The sequence below is a fragment of the Methanobrevibacter sp. genome, assembly GCF_045646045.1.
Lineage (GTDB): Archaea > Methanobacteriota > Methanobacteria > Methanobacteriales > Methanobacteriaceae > Methanocatella.
The window spans coordinates 1-16,909 of the sequence record NZ_JAZRJY010000037.1; the positions used below are offsets into that span (position 1 = coordinate 1).

The 16,909-nt window shown below is 33.3% G+C and carries 18 protein-coding genes and 1 tRNA gene; 14 read left to right on the forward strand and 5 right to left on the reverse strand.

The features are described from left to right. From ACKI5C_RS02495 to ACKI5C_RS02505, 3 genes are all read left to right on the forward strand, one after another. Positions 1-1,303 (forward strand): threonine--tRNA ligase (locus ACKI5C_RS02495; protein ID WP_407431656.1); only part of this gene is annotated, 1,303 nt, incomplete at its 5' end. A 66-nt stretch (positions 1,304-1,369) separates the two neighbouring features. Further along, positions 1,370-2,596 (forward strand): bifunctional 5,6,7,8-tetrahydromethanopterin hydro-lyase/3-hexulose-6-phosphate synthase, encoded by a 1,227-nt coding sequence (locus ACKI5C_RS02500; protein WP_407431676.1) that lies wholly within the window; start codon positions 1,370-1,372, stop codon positions 2,594-2,596. A gap of 50 nt (positions 2,597-2,646) precedes the next feature. Then, on the forward strand, positions 2,647-2,925 hold the full coding sequence (locus ACKI5C_RS02505) for a zinc ribbon domain-containing protein (RefSeq protein WP_058738252.1): 279 nt from the start codon (positions 2,647-2,649) through the stop codon (positions 2,923-2,925). Here the strand turns inward: ACKI5C_RS02505 and ACKI5C_RS02510 are convergent. Then, complete coding sequence (locus ACKI5C_RS02510; protein WP_407431657.1) at positions 2,922-3,767, reverse strand: phosphoserine phosphatase; 846 nt, start codon at positions 3,765-3,767, stop codon at positions 2,922-2,924. The genes ACKI5C_RS02505 and ACKI5C_RS02510 overlap by 4 nt on opposite strands. A 144-nt stretch (positions 3,768-3,911) precedes the next feature. Here ACKI5C_RS02510 and ACKI5C_RS02515 point away from each other — a divergent pair, with 144 nt between their 5' ends. The 5 genes from ACKI5C_RS02515 (at position 3,912) to hisB (ending at position 8,113) form a co-directional block, all read left to right on the forward strand. Continuing rightward, complete coding sequence (locus tag ACKI5C_RS02515; RefSeq protein WP_407431658.1) at positions 3,912-4,496, forward strand: flavodoxin family protein; 585 nt, start codon at positions 3,912-3,914, stop codon at positions 4,494-4,496. A 76-nt stretch (positions 4,497-4,572) separates the two neighbouring features. Further along, positions 4,573-6,135, forward strand: a complete 1,563-nt coding sequence (locus ACKI5C_RS02520; protein ID WP_407431659.1) for an oligosaccharide flippase family protein — start codon at positions 4,573-4,575, stop codon at positions 6,133-6,135. A gap of 446 nt (positions 6,136-6,581) precedes the next feature. After that, the gene (locus tag ACKI5C_RS02525; RefSeq protein WP_407431660.1) at positions 6,582-7,274 is read left to right on the forward strand and encodes a TOBE domain-containing protein; all 693 of its coding nucleotides are present in this window, start codon (positions 6,582-6,584) and stop codon (positions 7,272-7,274) included. 19 nt (positions 7,275-7,293) lie between these two features. Next, positions 7,294-7,494 (forward strand): 4Fe-4S binding protein, encoded by a 201-nt coding sequence (locus ACKI5C_RS02530; protein WP_407431661.1) that lies wholly within the window; start codon positions 7,294-7,296, stop codon positions 7,492-7,494. A gap of 40 nt (positions 7,495-7,534) precedes the next feature. Further along, complete coding sequence (gene hisB / locus ACKI5C_RS02535) at positions 7,535-8,113, forward strand: imidazoleglycerol-phosphate dehydratase HisB (protein WP_407431662.1); 579 nt, start codon at positions 7,535-7,537, stop codon at positions 8,111-8,113. An 89-nt stretch (positions 8,114-8,202) separates the two neighbouring features. On the opposite strand, the gene ACKI5C_RS02540 is transcribed toward hisB, so the two are convergent. Next, positions 8,203-9,033: a F420-dependent methylenetetrahydromethanopterin dehydrogenase gene (locus ACKI5C_RS02540; RefSeq protein ID WP_407431663.1), complete on the reverse strand. Its 831-nt coding sequence runs from the start codon at positions 9,031-9,033 to the stop codon at positions 8,203-8,205. A 265-nt stretch (positions 9,034-9,298) separates the two neighbouring features. Next, positions 9,299-9,370 (reverse strand) — tRNA-Val (locus tag ACKI5C_RS02545). A 150-nt stretch (positions 9,371-9,520) separates the two neighbouring features. Here ACKI5C_RS02545 and ilvE point away from each other — a divergent pair. After that, on the forward strand, positions 9,521-10,444 hold the full coding sequence (gene ilvE / locus ACKI5C_RS02550; RefSeq protein ID WP_407431664.1) for a branched-chain-amino-acid transaminase: 924 nt from the start codon (positions 9,521-9,523) through the stop codon (positions 10,442-10,444). A gap of 12 nt (positions 10,445-10,456) precedes the next feature. Then, positions 10,457-11,290, forward strand: a complete 834-nt coding sequence (uppP, locus tag ACKI5C_RS02555) for an undecaprenyl-diphosphatase UppP (protein ID WP_407431665.1) — start codon at positions 10,457-10,459, stop codon at positions 11,288-11,290. A gap of 21 nt (positions 11,291-11,311) precedes the next feature. On the opposite strand, the gene cobT is transcribed toward uppP, so the two are convergent. Together cobT and ACKI5C_RS02565 are read right to left on the reverse strand one after the other, a co-directional pair. Beyond that, a complete protein-coding gene (cobT, locus tag ACKI5C_RS02560; protein ID WP_407431666.1) occupies positions 11,312-12,385 on the reverse strand; it encodes a nicotinate mononucleotide-dependent phosphoribosyltransferase CobT in 1,074 nt (357 codons plus the stop codon). Next, positions 12,382-12,879, reverse strand: coding sequence for a hypothetical protein (locus ACKI5C_RS02565; protein ID WP_407431667.1), 498 nt, complete (start codon positions 12,877-12,879; stop codon positions 12,382-12,384). The genes cobT and ACKI5C_RS02565 overlap by 4 nt, the downstream gene beginning before the upstream one ends. An 84-nt stretch (positions 12,880-12,963) precedes the next feature. On the opposite strand from ACKI5C_RS02565, the gene ACKI5C_RS02570 reads away from it, so the two are divergent. The 4 genes from ACKI5C_RS02570 to ACKI5C_RS02585 are packed head-to-tail and all read left to right on the forward strand — an operon-like array spanning position 12,964 to position 16,909. Beyond that, the gene (locus ACKI5C_RS02570; protein WP_407431668.1) at positions 12,964-14,565 is read left to right on the forward strand and encodes a bifunctional N(6)-L-threonylcarbamoyladenine synthase/serine/threonine protein kinase; all 1,602 of its coding nucleotides are present in this window, start codon (positions 12,964-12,966) and stop codon (positions 14,563-14,565) included. A 45-nt stretch (positions 14,566-14,610) separates the two neighbouring features. Continuing rightward, entirely contained in the window at positions 14,611-15,162 is a 552-nt protein-coding gene (locus tag ACKI5C_RS02575; protein WP_407431669.1) for an XTP/dITP diphosphatase, read from the forward strand. Between the two features lie 27 nt (positions 15,163-15,189). After that, positions 15,190-15,588, forward strand: a complete 399-nt coding sequence (locus ACKI5C_RS02580; protein ID WP_296798609.1) for a 30S ribosomal protein S15 — start codon at positions 15,190-15,192, stop codon at positions 15,586-15,588. Beyond that, entirely contained in the window at positions 15,578-16,909 is a 1,332-nt protein-coding gene (locus tag ACKI5C_RS02585; RefSeq protein WP_407431677.1) for a DHHA1 domain-containing protein, read from the forward strand. Before ACKI5C_RS02580 ends, ACKI5C_RS02585 begins: the two co-directional genes overlap by 11 nt.

The following is a 16,909-nucleotide window of genomic DNA, read 5'->3' on the forward strand; positions in this document are numbered from 1 at the left end:
CTTCAAGCAATTGGTTGACTATGAGCTCGGATGCGGAGCCTCTGACGAGGGCGAACCTCCTCACGTCAAACTGATGAGGGAAAAGGAAATCTGTGACTATGAGCCGGCATCAGATGTGGGAAACCTAAGATGGTATCCTAAAGGAAAATTAATAAGAGATCTTTTAGCAGATTATGTTTATGACTTGACAGTTGACCGTGGAGCAATGCCTGTTGAAACTCCTATTTTCTATGATTTGGACAACCAAGCAATTTATGAGCATGCTTACAAATTCGGTGAAAGACAATACAGAACAGACACTAAAAAGAATTTGATGTTAAGATTTGCAGCATGTTTCGGTGCGTTTAGATTAATGTGCGATTCATTCTTAACCTGGAAAAATTTACCTGCTAAGATTTTTGAATTAACACATTACAGTTTTAGATATGAGAAAAAAGGAGAAGTTGTCGGTCTTAAAAGATTAAGAGCATTCACTATGCCTGATTTCCACTCTTTCTGTGCTGATGTACCTGCATCATTAGAAGAATTTGCAACTCAAACAGACATGTGTTTACAAACAGGCAATGACTTAAACTTGGACTTTGAAGTAATTTTCAGAGCTACTCAAGACTTTTTTGATGAAAATGAAGAATGGATGTATGAAATAGCATCCAAATTCGAAAAACCAATTCTTTTAGAAGTTTTACCTGAAAGACATCATTACTGGGTTTGTAAAATTGATTTAGCAAATATAGACTTCTTAGGCCGTCCAATTGAAAACCCGACTGTTCAAATTGATGTTGAAAGTGGTAAAAGATTTGATATTGAATATTTGGGTGAGGATGGCAAACAGCATAATCCGACAATCTTGCACTGTTCTCCTACAGGCAGTATTGAAAGAGTTTTATGTGCAATGCTTGAAAAAACAGCTATTGAACTAAATGAAAGATCTCCAATGTTGCCAACTTGGTTAAGTCCGATTCAAGCAAGAATAATTACTGTTGGAGAAGCTCATGAAGAATTTGCTAATAAAATTTATGAAAAAATTAATGCTTCAAACATCCGTGTAGATATCGATGACCGTGATGAAAGTGTTGGTAAAAAAATCAGAAATGCTTCCAAAGAATGGATTCCTTATATCTTTGTAATTGGTGATAAAGAAGCTGAAACTGGTAAATTCCAAGTAACTGTTCGTGAAACCGGTGAAAAAGTAGATATGGATGTTGATGATTTAATATCTGAAATTACAGAGAAAAATAAAGGAATGCCTTTCAGAAGATTACCTTTACCAAAAGATATTTCTAAAAGAATTAACTTCCAATAATTATATTTACAAATAAAAATAAATTATAAAATGTTATTATATAACGGAGGAAATTTAATGGACCCAATGTATAGAATAGGAGAAGCTCTTATTGGAGACGGACCAGAATTAGCACACATTGATTTATTAATTGGTGATAAATTCGGTCCTGTTGGTCAAGCTTTCGCTAATGGATTATCCAATCTTTCAGTCGGACACACTCCATTAACTAGTGTAATTAGACCAAACTTAATGACAAAACCTGCAACTTTAATTATTCCTAAGGTTACTGTTGGAGATTTAGATGCAGCTAGTAAAATATTTGGACCTGCACAAACTGCCGTTGCAAGAGCAGTGGCTGATGCAGTAGAAGATGGATATATTCCAGAAGATATTGTTGAAGATATTGTAATTAACGTTAGTGTATTTATCGATCCATCTGCAGAAGATTACAGAAAAATCTATCAATACAACTATGGAGCTACAAAATTAGCTATCAGAAGAGCAATGGAAGGTTATCCTTCAATCAAAAAAGTACTTGCAGAAAAAGACCGTGGAACCCACCCTATTATGGGATTCAGAGTACAAAAACTTTGGTCTCCACCATACTTACAAGTTGCACTTGACTTAGACAGTAAAGAAGCTATGGCAAGAATCCTTGAAGATTTACCTGATAAAGAAAGAGTGCTTGTTGAAGCAGGTACACCACTTGTTAAAAAATTCGGTGTTGGCGTAGTTGAAGATATCAGAGCTTTACGCCCATCTGCATTTATCATTGCTGATTTAAAAACTTTAGATGTTGGTCGTGTAGAAATTAAAATGGCTGCAGACGCAACTGCTGATGCAGTAGCTATTTCCGGTCTCGGTACAATTGAATCAATCAAAAAAGCTATTCATGAAACCCAAAAACAGGGTATCTATGCTATTTTGGACATGATGAATGTTAAAGACTTTGAAAACAAATTATCTGAATTGCCTGATGATTTAAAACCTGATATAGTATTATTACACAGAAATGTCGACCTTGAAACTTACAAAGCTGAAAAAGGTGAAGACATTAGTGAAATGACTGAATGGGGTAACATCAAAAAGATTAAAGAAATCCTTGGTGGCGGTCTTGTAGCAGTAGCTGGAGGTATTACTCCAGAAAATGTTGAAGAAGCTATTGAAAAAGGTGCTGATGTTATTATTGCAGGCAGATACATTATTGGTTCAAGGGATGTCAGAAGATCCGCACAAGACTTCTTAGCACATTTCCCACCAGATCCAGATAATATGAGACTTGCAATGGATGAAGACGAACAAGTAGATTAGATTAATTTCTAATTCTATTTTTTTCTTTTTTTTTAAAATGAGGTATTTTTATGGGTTTTTGTAATTCTTGCGGTAGGCCTATTGTAAAAGAAGATTATGGAACAAATGAAGACGGTAGCCTAAATCCTGAGTTCTGTAAAGATTGTTTTCAAGACGGCAAATACACAGAGCCAGATATAACATTAACTGAAATGATTGTTCGTAAATCAAAAGAGATGATGGAAAAAAATCCAAGATTGCCTGAAACAACTGCAACAGGTATTACTACAACATTCATACCTGGACTTAAAAGATGGAATCCTGAATTTAAGGATGATTATCAATTTTAAAGTTCTTTATTTAAAATAAATTCTTTAACTCTATTTGCAATATATTCATCACGAGTTTTACTGCTTTTTATTTTATACAATTCTTCTTCTAAATCATTATATTTATCGACTAAATCATTATAGTCTATACGTAAATCGTCATAGTCTTTTTCTAAGCCTTCATTGATTTCAAAGATTTCTGCATAAGAAGTTTTTGTATTGAGATTTTCTTGTTTTAATTGATCATATTTTGAAGAAACATTATCATAACTGATTTTAATTTCATTATGTTCTTCTTTTAAAGTGGAGCATTTGGTTTTAAGGTTTTTATTTTCTTCCTTGATGCTGGAATATTTTGTTTTGAGATTTTCATTCTCAATTTTCATATTCACAAATTTATTTTTGAGATTTTCATTTTCTTCAATTAATCTTGTATGTTTAGTTTTTATTTTCTCATTTTCCTCTTTCAGAATAGCTAATGAATCATTTTTAGTTTCTTGTGTTAGGGCTTCCAAATCATTTATTTCATTTTCTTTTGAATGAAGCTCCTGCTTAAGTTCTTCGATGATTTTTTCATATTCTGATGAATTATCATTTTCAAGTAATTGCTCCAATTTCTCCACTTCCATTATATATAAGTAATTAGCTACTCTATTTGCATATAATTCTTCTTCTAAATTATTAAAGGTTTCAATTTCATCATGAGGAATAATGAGCACTTCTTCTTTATTAGAATAAATGTCTTCGTTTTTTGGCACAGTAATTTGGATTTGTTCAGTTGTATATTTCTTTTTTTCCCCAGTTTTTAAAGTTCTATGATATTCTCTAGAATATTTTTTTACAACACCGTGCCCTACTTTCATACTTTTTTCCCCAATTAATTACCTTTATATTAAATATATAGAATTAAGATATTATAAATATTATGTATTATCTTATTGGCAAAAGTCAATTCAATAAGAAATTTTTTAATGTTTTGTAAATATAATATTAGTGTTGGTGGTCATATGAAAGTTTTTGGAATTTGTGGAAGCCCAAGGAAGAGCACGACTGATTATGTAGTTAAAAATGCCTTAAATAAATTAGAAAATAATGATTTTGATACAGCTCTATTTTCATGTGCTGGTAAAACAATTAAACCATGTATGCATTGTGATTATTGCTTAAAAAATAAAAAATGTATCATTGAAGATGATATGGCCGATGTTTATAGCAATTTGCAGGAAGCTGACGGTATTATTTTAGCAACTCCAGTTCAAAGTGGTGGTATTTCAAGCAACCTTGCAACAATCATGGATAGAACACGTGCTCTTGAAGCTATTGATTATAATCTTTTAAGGGGAAAGATTGGTATGAGTATTGCTGTTGGAGGAGACAGAACCGGCGGCGCTGATTTTGCTCATTTAAAAAACATTACTTACTTTATGATACATGGTATTATTCCTGTTAGTGGCGGACCATTCGGATCTAATCTGGGTGCTTCCTTCTGGTCAAAGGATAGTTTGGATGATATTAAAAAGGATGATTATGGTATGGAGTCTTTAGATAGAACTCTGATGGAATTTGAGAAATTTTTAAACAAATATATTTAGGTCAATTTTACATTAAATTTATATATTATATCACATTTAATAATAGTATTAACTAATTTTTATTTAGGTTATATTCATGGGAAATAAGTTGATTAGGGGCAGTTTAATAATTTTTGCTGGAAATATAATATTCCGTATCGGAGGTTATATTTACCGTTTATTAATGGCTATGCTTTTAGGGCCTACTATGTATGGTGTTTTAGGTATTACATTGCCCTTTCAAGGTATTTTCCAAACTTTAGCTGCCGGAGGTCTTCCGCCAGCTATTGCAAAATACGTTGCCGAGTATAATGCTGTCAACGATTCGGATATGGCCAGACAAACCATTTACACTGCTTTAAAAATAATGGTATTTTTAGGTTTATTTTTGGGCGTTTTAATGATTTTTGTCATTGCTCCGCTGTTAGCCAATGATTTTTTACATAAGCCTCTTGCTTTAGTTCCTTTACAGATTGTTGGGCTTATAACTCCTTTCAGTGTTATTTTAGGTGCATTTAGAGGAGCATTTCAGGGTGTTTATAAGATGGAGTATATTCTCTATACTCGTGCTATTGAACAGCTTTTCATGATTTTGTTTGCAACAGCCTTTGTATTGATAGGTTTTTCAACTGTTGGTGCGCTATGGGGTACTGTTATCGGTTATTCAATGGCTGCTTTTGCAGCAGTTTATATTTTTAAGGTATATATGCCCCAATATATTCCTGAAGCCAATCCTGATTTTGTTTTTACAAAAAGACAGGAGTTAAGGCTTGCAGGAACTTTAGTCAAATTTTCAATTCCTGTAATTATAACAGCTATTGCTGAAATGCTTATTTATAATATCTGTACCATTGTCATGGGTAAATTTTTAACTTTGGATGCTGTTGGTTTTTTTGCAGCAGCTGATCCTATTGCCCGTTTGCCGTTAATGATTTCAATTTCTGTGGCTACTACAATTTTACCTGCTTCATCTGAAGCTTTTAAAGTTAAAGATATTCCGACGTTACAGAAATATGTAAATGAATCATATAAGTATTCATTATTATTGGTTGTGCCAATGTGTGTAGGTCTTGCATTATTCGCAGTTCCTACTTTAAGAGTTTTGTATTTTGCTAAACCGGAATATGTTGCTGGTGCTATGGCTTTGGCTATTTTAAGTTTAGGTATGACTTTTTATTCAATATTTGCTATTTCTACCAGTATTGTTCAGGGTATTGGTAATCCTCGTATCCCAATGTATATTTTAATAATTGGTTCTATTGTTACAGGTGTTTTAAGTTGGGTTTTAGTTCCTTATATGGGTATTGCTGGTGGAGCTCTTGCTACTACTCTCGCATGTTTTGGTATGATGGTTCCTATAGTTTATTCAGTATTTAAATTGACTAAGGCAAAATTCCAGTCATTGCCTGTTATTAAGATTATGGCTGCTTCGGCCATTATGGGTATTTTTGCTTTATTCATTCCTAAAGATGCCTGGTGGTTATTCCCTGGAATTTTTGCATGTATTATTGTTTACTTCTTTGCATTGATTTTGGTTAGATTTTTCACAAAAGAAGATATTGAATCTCTAAGGGCATTGTCCTCAAAAGTCGGACCTATTTCAACAATTACAAATAAAATTCTTGATTTTGTTGAAAGGGTGGAATTTAGAAATAAGTAGTCTAAATCTTTTTTTTTTAACTTAAGGTCATTCTGCATCAGGATATTTTTGGACTCTGAAATTTAAAAGTTCATTATAGGGTTTATGAGATTATAAAAAAAGTCCACTGAACAAAAATTCATAATCTAAAATAGCCTCCAGAAAACACAAAAAATAATAGTAAACGCAATAAAATTAATTTAAGGAAATAGTACACCAAATGGTGCAATTCGTTTACGACTTAAACGAAGTTCGGGGGTATTCTTGCATTTTTAAGATAAAGTTACATTACTGAGATTATCCCCACCAAACTCAACAATGTTGACATTGCAAAACGTATTTTGATAGGGTCCATACAATTCTAACCATTATACATTTTTTATCTAAATGTATTCCAATTTTAATAGTAAATATTATTTTATATAAACAATATAATTAATAGTATTATATATCTTTGGAGGATTAATATGACTGATGTTAAGGCGGGTGTTGAATATAAGATTAATGTAGATGGTAATTCTTTTCTACTAGATAACAAGAAATATCAGCTACTTGAATCCATTTTGGATACCGGTTCTTTAACGGAATCTGCTAAAATGGTTAGAATTTCTTATAGGACTGCATTAAATTATATTGATAAAATAGAGTCCACCCTTCAGGTAAAAATTGTTAATACTACTAAGGGAGGTAAAGGTGGTGGTGGGGGCACTACTTTAACCGAAGAAGGATATTCTATTTTAAAAGAATGTAAAAAGATTAATGCAATAATGGAACTTCATAAGGATGTTAATGAAATCGAAGCAGAAGTTTTGGCAATTGATGAATCAAAAGGGGTCATGACAGTTAAAATGACCAGTTTTGAGGTTAATATTCCTTTAAACAAGAATTATGTGGTTGGAGATAAACTTTTAGCATTAATAAGTTATGACAATATCTTTTTAATGTTGGAACCACAGAAATCCAGTATTCGTAATATAATTAAAGGAAATATTGTTGAAATGAAGTTAAATAATGAGATTATTCGTGTTAATGTAGATGTTGGGGGAGTTAATATCTTTTCTGACATTACAGTATCTGCTGAAAAAGAATTAAATCTCACTATTGGTAAAGAAGTATATATTGGATTTAAAGCTATGTCTGTAGCTACTTTGAAGTTGTAATTAATTTTTTGGTGAGTTCATGTTACGAATTGAGGTTGATGAATCTAAATGTATTGGCTGCGGAAAATGTTCTGAGATTTGTCCAAAAGCAGCTAAAATTTGGAAAGTTACTAACGTTGCACATATATTGGATTTAAGATATTGTCATGTTTGTACCTTATGTGCAATGGAATGCCCTACAGACTGTATTAAAATTATACGTGATGGACCAAAAGACTAAATACTTTAAGCTAAAATCAATTATTTGGTAGGTAATTATTATGGGTCGAATTGCTAATGTTGAGCGTAAAACATCTGAGACTGATATAAAAATTAAAATGAATCTTGACGGTGTTGGAAATTATAATATTTCTACAGGCGTAAATTTCTTTAATCATATGCTGGAGTCATTTTCCAAACACAGCATGATTGATTTGGAGATAATAGCCAGCGGTGATGTTCAAATCGATGATCATCATACAATTGAAGATGTAGGAATTTTGTTGGGGCAAGCTTTTCTTGAAGCTATTGGTGAAAAAGTAGGTATTAGAAGGATGGCTCATGCAATGGTACCTATGGATGAATCTATTGCAACTGTTGCAATTGATATAAGTGGGAGAAGCTATTGCAACATGAACTTAAACTTTAAAAATGAAAAGATTGGTGACATGACATCAGATATTGTTGTTCATTTCTTTGAATCATTCGCATCTTCCGCTAAATTAAACATTTATGGGGAAGCTAAGGGTGAAAATGATCATCATCAGTGTGAAGCTGTTTTTAAGGCATTTGCGAAAGCATTAAAAGATGCTATAAAAATAGAGCATGACCAAATACCATCAACAAAAGGAATTATCTAATTTTAATGGAATTTTTTTCCATTATTTTATCTTATTTTTTAGAAATAATTTTAAAAAAAGTTAAAAAAAATAAGTAGAAGTTAATCTACTTATTCTGGTTTTGAGATTAAGTCGGTTTTGCATCCAACGTTTCCTTCTTTCATGTGAGGAGTTCTTAAAACAGTATCGTTGGATTTTTCGAGTTCTCTTGCTTCTTGTGCTAATTTAGCAGCAGCAGCAGCGATTTCGTGTGCAGCAGCAACTAAAGGAATGAAGTTTTCGAATCCTTTGGTCATGAAACAACCTTTCATGTCTAAGTTTGCGACAGATCCAGCCATTTCGTATGCAGCAATAGCTTTTGCTTTTGCGTATGGGTTAGCAAATTCAGCAGCTTCAACAGCTTTTTCAGCAGTAATAATGAGTTTTGGTAATTCGATAGCGTCTCCAGCGTCAGCAGCAGCAATTACACCGTCAATAGTTTTTTGTACTAATCTTAATGCTCCGGTTTCTGCTAATACTTTTAAGATATCTGCGTTGAAGATAGCCATTTCAGTTGGGTCTAACCATTCTCTTTTAGCACCAATCATTGGGTCAGACATTACAATAATGTAACCTAAACCTTGTTCATCCATTTCATCTTTTTTACCTTTACCTGGTGCGTCACCAATGATGATTGCAGGTAAATCTTTTTCGGATAAAAGTTCTCTTGCTTTAGCAGGACCAGGTGCTCCTGGGTTTGGAGAAATGAATATTGCGAAATCAGGTCCGAAAGCGTCTATTTTAGGAACGACGTCTTCTACTTGTTCAGGGTTCATTTTTGCTCCAGATCCAAATACTCTTACATCTATATTTGGTCTGTCTGCTCTTTCGTCTAACAACAAATCGATAACAGGTGAAGTACCAATGTTACCACTTTTTATAATAGCAATTTTAACTACCATATTAAATATCTCCTATATTTGTAATTAACTATATGATAGGAAAATTATTTAAATCTTATTATTTAATTATTCTATACAATCATGTAATATTTTTATAAAAAATTATACAATTCATAAATAATATAAAATTATTTTACAATAATTAATAGTTATTTAGAAAAAATTTATATTTTATTTAGTTTTGATTAAACTAAATTTTGACATTATTTTAGAAAATTTGGTAGAAATTTTTTAATTGTGAATTTTAAAATAATAAAAAAAGCAGTGGTTCCGACGAGACTCGAACTCGTGATCCCCTCCTTGTAAGGGAGGTATCATACCACTAGACCACGGAACCAACAAAATATATTATGACTTTAATATTATATAAGTGTTTCGTTAGATTCTTTTTTAAAGTCCCATATTGATATTGTTCATCATATCTATTCATTAATTATAAATAAGAATAATTCAATATTAATTATTTAGAAAAAAAGATGTGATATATATGGCTTGGGATGATACAGCAACTAAAGTATGGATGGACGGAGAACTCATTGATTGGAAAGACGCAACAATCCACTCACTTTCTCACGTAGTCCATTATGGAACAAGTGTTTTTGAAGGTATACGCGCATATAAAAATGAAAATGGTGTAGCTATTTTCCGTTTAAAAGAACATGTGCGTAGATTATTTGATTCTGCAAAAATATACAAAATACCTATTCCATATACTGAAGAAGAAATTGCAGAGGCAATCAAAGAAACTATGAGAGTAAATGATTTAGAATCAGGTTATATACGTCCTATTGTATTTAGGGGATATGGTGAATTAGGTGTTAATCCTTTAAACTGTCCTGTAAATGTTGTTATTGCTGCTTGGGAATGGGGTTCATACCTAGGTGAAGAAGGAATGGCTAATGGTGTAGATATTGGTGTTTCTTCATGGAGAAAACCTGCTCCTGATACTTTCCCTGCTATGGCAAAATGTGGTGCTAACTATATGAACTCTCAATTGGCTAAACTTGAAGCTATTGAACATGGTTATGATGAAGCAATCATGCTTGATTATGCAGGTTATGTTTCTGAAGGAAGTGGAGAAAACATATTTTTAGTAGAAGATGGTACATTACACACTCCATCACTTAACTCTTCAAACTTAAGAGGTATTACCCGTGATTCAATTATTAAAGTAGCTAAAGATTTAGGCTACGAAGTTATTGAAGAAACAATTACCCGTGAAAGATTATATCTGGCTGATGAAGTATTTTTCACTGGAACTGCAGCTGAAGTAACACCAATCAGATCTATTGATGGCAAAACCATTGGTATCGGTAAAAGAGGTCCTGTTGCAGAAAAAATACAGTCAACATTCTTCGACATTGTTGAAGGTAAAATTGAAGATAAATTTGGATGGCTGGATTATATTTAAGGTGTGTAATAAATGGATATTCTTCAGGGAATTATTATCGGTATTGTTCAGGGATTAACTGAATTTTTACCGGTAAGTAGTTCTGCACACTTAATCTTTATTCAGAATATTTTGGGTGTTGAAAGCTCTCTTGCTTTCGATACTTTTCTTCATTTGGGAACTTTGCTGGCAGTTTTAATTTATTTCCGTGCAGATATTATTAAAATGATTGAAGCATGGATTTTAAGTATCGGTGACATTTTCCAGCATAGATTTAAGGAAGGATTTTACTCAGATCCTTATAAAAGACTTTCATGGTATGTTATTATAGCAACTATTCCTGTAGGTCTTGTTGGAGTATTATTTGAAAGTCAGGTTGATGCATTGTTTGCCGGTGCATTATATGTTCCGGGATTTTTCCTCTTTGTAACGGGTACAATATTATACTTGTCTCAAAGAATGGCTTCAGGACAAATTGACATGTCCCATATGGGATGGTTCCAATCATTATTTATGGGATTGGGCCAAGCTTGTGCAATCATGCCGGGACTGTCCAGATCAGGTACAACCATTGCTGCAGGTCTTGTAATGGGTCTTGATAAAGAGTTCGCAGCTAAATTCAGCTTTATATTATCCATACCTGCTATTTTTGGAGCATTTGTTATCCAATTAAAGGATATTGGATTATCAATGAGCGGTGACGGTGCTGCTATTATTTTAGGATTTACTGCAGCTTTCATTTCCGGATATCTTGCTATTAAATGGTTGCTTGATTTAATTCAAAATAAAAGTTTGGATATTTTTGCTTACTACTGTTGGATAGTTGGTATTGTAGTATTTATGGGTTCTATTACCCACATATTCTAAAAAAATTAATGAATGTAGTTTTTAACTACATGTTTTTTCTATTTTTTTTCTTAATTTTTCTAAAGGAACACCGCGTGCTAAAGCAGTAAACATAGCCCCTCCGGCTCCGGCTCCTTCTTTTACAAATCCATCAAGATAATTTTTCAGTCCGTCATGGTCGGATTCTTCGAATTTAGGGTCAACGGAGTGAAGTGTAATATCATCATCGATTTGTTTTAAAAGCCCGATTAAATCGGCTGTTTCATCACCTACAACAAAAACGGTTGTTGCCAGATTAATTGTTGAAAAATCAAAGTTAGGCTTAATTGATTTTATAACAGCACATGCTGCAGCCATTTGCGTTCCTCCAGCTAATATTAAAGGTATTTGTCCGTCAACACCTAATACAAAACCGGATATTGCAGCCAAAGTAGGATCACCTACAGCACCAATTGCCTGAAGGCCATCGATATTATCGGTTTCCGGGTTTAAACCTGCATTTTTCAGACCTTCATCAACGACTTTAGTTTTCATATCATGAGGGTTGTGAGGCATACTGCCACTTACCTTTTCATTTGCATCATAGCCTAATGCTCTTAGGACTCCTAATGCAGTTGTTGTTCCTGCAGCAATACTTTCTCCAATTATTAACATGGGATGGCGTCTTGCAAGTTCAGCACCTAATTCGCGAGAATTTTCATAAATTTCCAATGGGTTTAAAACACCTTTTCCGGTTCTGATGTCTCTTCCATAATCGTTTCCAAGCTTCATGCATTCAATATGAGGTTTAATTTTACATCCAGCATCTGCAATGATAAATGGGATATCAGCTATTTCCAATGATGCTTTCGTAAGCATTGCTGGAGTTGGAGCTGCAGCTTTGCCGACTACGGTTTGAGGTATTTCTTCCATACATTCGACATGACCTAAAACCATCAGTTCAGAATCTGCTGCCGGAGTATATTCTGTTAGTTCGGGTGTTGCACCTGCACCGGATAGTCCAGGTATCAATGATGTTTCTGTAGTACCAATTGTACAAATAAATACCGGATCAATTACTTCTCCTAAATATTCCATTAATTCTGTTGATCCGTATGTTGTTATTCCTTCAATCATAATTTTTCCTCTATTTTTCCTAATAATTCTATAATTTTTTTATTTTGATTAATAATCTTTTGATTTTGTAAAAATATTCTATTAAGGTAATCTGAAGTAGTTTTTTCAGGCTTTCTGTTATATGTTTTACCATCTCTAGCTCTTGGAGGGATACTATCGAGCAGTTCGTTTCTTGTTGGTGCTTCTTTTGGTCTTGCAGGAATCATTCCTTTACTTTTTGGTCCGTCTTCTTTCATTTCTTCAACATAACTGTGTGAGACTTCTTTTTTACCTTTTTCATCTAGAAGCTCCATTAAACGATTATCAACAGCCTCTTCACCTATAAGCATTTCCTGTTCAACTTCATGGTATAATCTCTTCTGAATGTTGTATGCATCATAAATAGGAATTCCTCTTTTTTGAGTTTCTTCTTTAAAGGCATCATTGATGTGAATATCTCCAGTCAGTTTATTTACTCTTTTTTCCTCAATAGTGTTTGTGTTATAAAATCCCATAGTAATCAATTTTGTTTTTATCAATTAAATAATTTAAAATATTATATGTAAGGACATATAAAAGTTATATATTAATTAATTTTCATGGTTGATATTGTGATATGTTTGGGAATTGAAGGAACTGCAGAAAAAACAGGGGTTGGTATTGTTGATGGTGATGGTAAAATATTGGCTATGGCCGGTAGTCAGTTATATCCGGAAAAAGGAGGTATCCATCCAAGAATCGCTGCAGAACACCATGCAGAATGGATTCCTAAACTAATTCCTCAAGCTATTGAAGAAGCGGGACTCAATTATTCTGATTTGGATTTAATTTCTTTTTCACAGGGTCCGGGTTTAGGGCCTGCTTTAAGAATCGTTGCAACATCTGCAAGATCTCTAGCATTATCACTCAATAAACCAATAATTGGTGTAAATCACTGTATTGGTCATGTTGAGGTTGGCAAGCTGGATACTGGTGCGGTTAATCCTGTTTCTTTATATGTCAGTGGAGGAAACAGCCAGGTCATTGCTTTTGAAAGTGGCCGTTATAGAATTTTCGGTGAAACTTTGGATATTGCTATTGGAAATTGTCTCGATCAGTTTGGTCGTGAAACCGGTCTGGGCCATCCTGGCGGACCTGTTGTAGAAAAATTGGCTAAAAATGGAAGTTATATTGATTTGCCTTATGTTGTAAAGGGAATGGACTTTTCATTTTCAGGACTCTTGTCTGCCGCATTAAGACAGCACCAGAAAGGAACGGATATTGAAGATATCTGTTTTTCACTTCAGGAAACTGCATTTGCAATGCTTGTTGAAGTAACAGAACGTGCGCTCTCACATACTCAAAAAGATGAGGTGATGCTGTGTGGCGGTGTATCAGCCAATTCAAGATTACGTGAAATGCTTAAAACAATGTCTGAAGAGCATGGGGCCAAATTCTACATGCCTGAAATGAAACTGTGTGGTGATAACGGGGTCATGATTGCATGGCTTGGATTACTAATGTGCAGGGAATTCGGACCGATGGATTTGTCAGATACAGGTATTATTCAAAGGTTCAGAACAGATGAAGTTGATATTCCATGGATTGACAATACTAAAAGCTATTTGAAATTATCTGATGATTTAATTGCAAAAGGAGCAGAATCAAATATTATTAAAAGTTCATATATGGGACAAAATGCAGTCATAAAAGCAAGAATTCCTAAAAACTATAGAATTCCTGAAATAGACAATAAAATCAGAAAGTCCAGATGCAAGCTTGAAGCGAAATTATTGTCAGATGCTAAGCGTGTCGGAGTCAGAACGCCAATACTTTATGATGTTGATTTGGCTGAAAAATCCATATTGATGGAGGAAATTGATGGAATAATGCTTAAGGAAGTCATTGATGAAAACCTGGCATTCAAGGTTGGATGTGAAATATCCAAATTGCATTCTGCGGATATTATTCATGGAGATATTACTTCCTCAAATATAATGCTTTCTGATGAGGATTTGGTATTTCTGGACTTTGGGCTTGGCCGTTACTCTGATTTGGATGAGGATAAGGCTGTTGATTTGCTTGTTTTAAAAAAATCTCTTCAAAGCATAGATTATGAAAAAGCTATTGCTTACTTTGATTGCGTTTTGAAAGGTTATGGGGATTCAAAAGTCATTAATAATATATCAGATATTGAAAAACGTGGCCGCTATACTCATTGAAATTCATAGATAATTATATAAAAAATTGCATTCAAAAGTATTTTTATGATAACATTTATAACTGGTAACGAACATAAAGTTATAGAAGCAGAGAATATTTTTAGAAATTATGACATTAAACTTGAGCATATTGACTTAGGTTACATGGAACCTCAGGGAACTCTTGAGGAAGTAGCTATGTTTGGTGCAAAATATGCTAGTCATAAGCTAAATAGACCTGTGATTGTTGAAGATGCTGGTTTATTCATTAAAGCTTTAAATGATTTTCCGGGAACGTATTCACATTATGTGCAGGATACATTAGGAAATCAGGGAATTTTAAAGCTATTAAATAATGTTTCTGACCGTTATGCCGAATTCAGGTCAGTTATTGGGTACTGCACCCCCAATTCTGAGCCCAAGACTTTTTTAGGCAAGGTCGAAGGAGAAATATCAGTTGAAGAAAGAGGAGATTTAGGATTTGCTTTTGATCCTATATTTTATGTACCTAGTCTTGATAAGACATTTGGTGAACTAACAACTGAAGAAAAAAACCAATTTTCACATAGAAAAAATTCATTAAAAAAATTTATCGAGTGGTATTCTACTCAAGATTAATTATTTATATAATTTAGGTGTTTATTTATGGCAAGACCAGAATGGGTAACTTATAGTAACGAAGAAATTGAAGAAATGATTTTAAAATTTAACAGAGAAGGTAAAACTACTTCCGAAATTGGTATTATCTTAAGAGACCAATACGGAATTCCTAAAGTCAAAGATGTAACTGGTGAAAGAATCACTGAAATCTTAAAAAGAAACAATCAAGCTGGCGAATACCCAGAAGATTTAATGAACTTAATCAGAAGAGCAGTTAACATCAGAGACCACTTAGAAGAAAATCCTAAAGATTTACACTCAAAAAGAGGTTTAACTATCATTGAATCAAGAATCAGAAAATTAGCTACATATTATGTAAATGAAGGCGAATTACCAGAAGGTTGGAGATATAATCCACAACAAGCAGCACTCCTTGTTAAATAGGGCTACTGAAGCTAGTAATATGCTCAAAGAGCATATTGAAAATGATGAAGTTATTCGTATAATTTCACATAATGATGCTGATGGTATATCAGCAGCAGCTGTAATAGCGAATGCTTTAAAGGAAGAAAATGCTCAATTTCACACTACTATAGTGCCAAGATTAAAAGAGGATGTTATAAATCAGCTCAGACATGAGCAACATGATTTATTCATCTTTTCTGATATGGGCAGTTCTTTCGTTAAAGAGTTGAATACCTTTAAAAGTGATGTTATTATAGCTGATCACCATCAGGTGGATGGAACTGAATCTGAAAGTAATCTTGTTCATGTCAATCCACATTTATTTGAAATTGATGGTAGTAAAGATTTATCCGGAGCAGGTTCTGCATATTTATGTGTTCGTGATTTGGATAAAAAGCATTTTGCTTATTTTGCACTTATCGGTGCTTTTGGTGACATGCAAGGTCAGGAAGGGTTCACTGGTGTTAATAAATTAATTTTGGATGATGCAAAAGAAAGTAACCTTGAAATTAATGAGGATTTAAAGATTGTATCAAAAGCATCAGAACCGTTATTCAAATCCCTTGCTTATACTTTTACGCCTCCATTGCCTGGAATTAGTGGTGATTTGGAAGGTGCAACAACTTTTTTAGAAAAAATCGGTTTATCCTATGGTATTAAGTTCACTGACTTGGCCGATGAAGAAAAAGATGTATTAACCGCTGAATTAATTAAAATAAATCCTGATATTTTTGGGGATTGCTATTTAATCCCAAAAGAAATTCCTATGCTAAGGGATTTGGAGGAATATGCTTATATTCTTGATGCATGCGGTAAAAACAAAAAGTTCGGTTTAGGTTTAAGCATTTCCTTGGGTGAGCGAGAAAAAGCACTGTCAAATGCTACGGAATTGCAACGCAAATACCGTGATCAAATTGTAAAAGGCCTTGAATGGGTTAAAAGAGAAGGTGCTGTTCAATTAAATTCTTCACAATATTTATATAGTGAAGATAAAGTTTTAAAGTCTGTAATGGGTACTATTGCTAGTATCGGTTTATCTGTTGAATTAATCGATTCATCAAAACCTGTACTGGGCCTATCAAGACTTCATAATGATATAAAAATTTCTGGAAGAACTACAAGAGATATGGTTGATAAAGGAGTAGATTTGGGAAAGGCTTTACGTGATAGTTCAAACAATTTTGGTGGAACTGGAGGAGGTCATGATATTGCTGCCGGTGCTATGATACCATATGAAAGTAAAGATAAGTTCCTTCATTTATTTGATGAAATGATTGAATATCAATTAAATAATGATTAA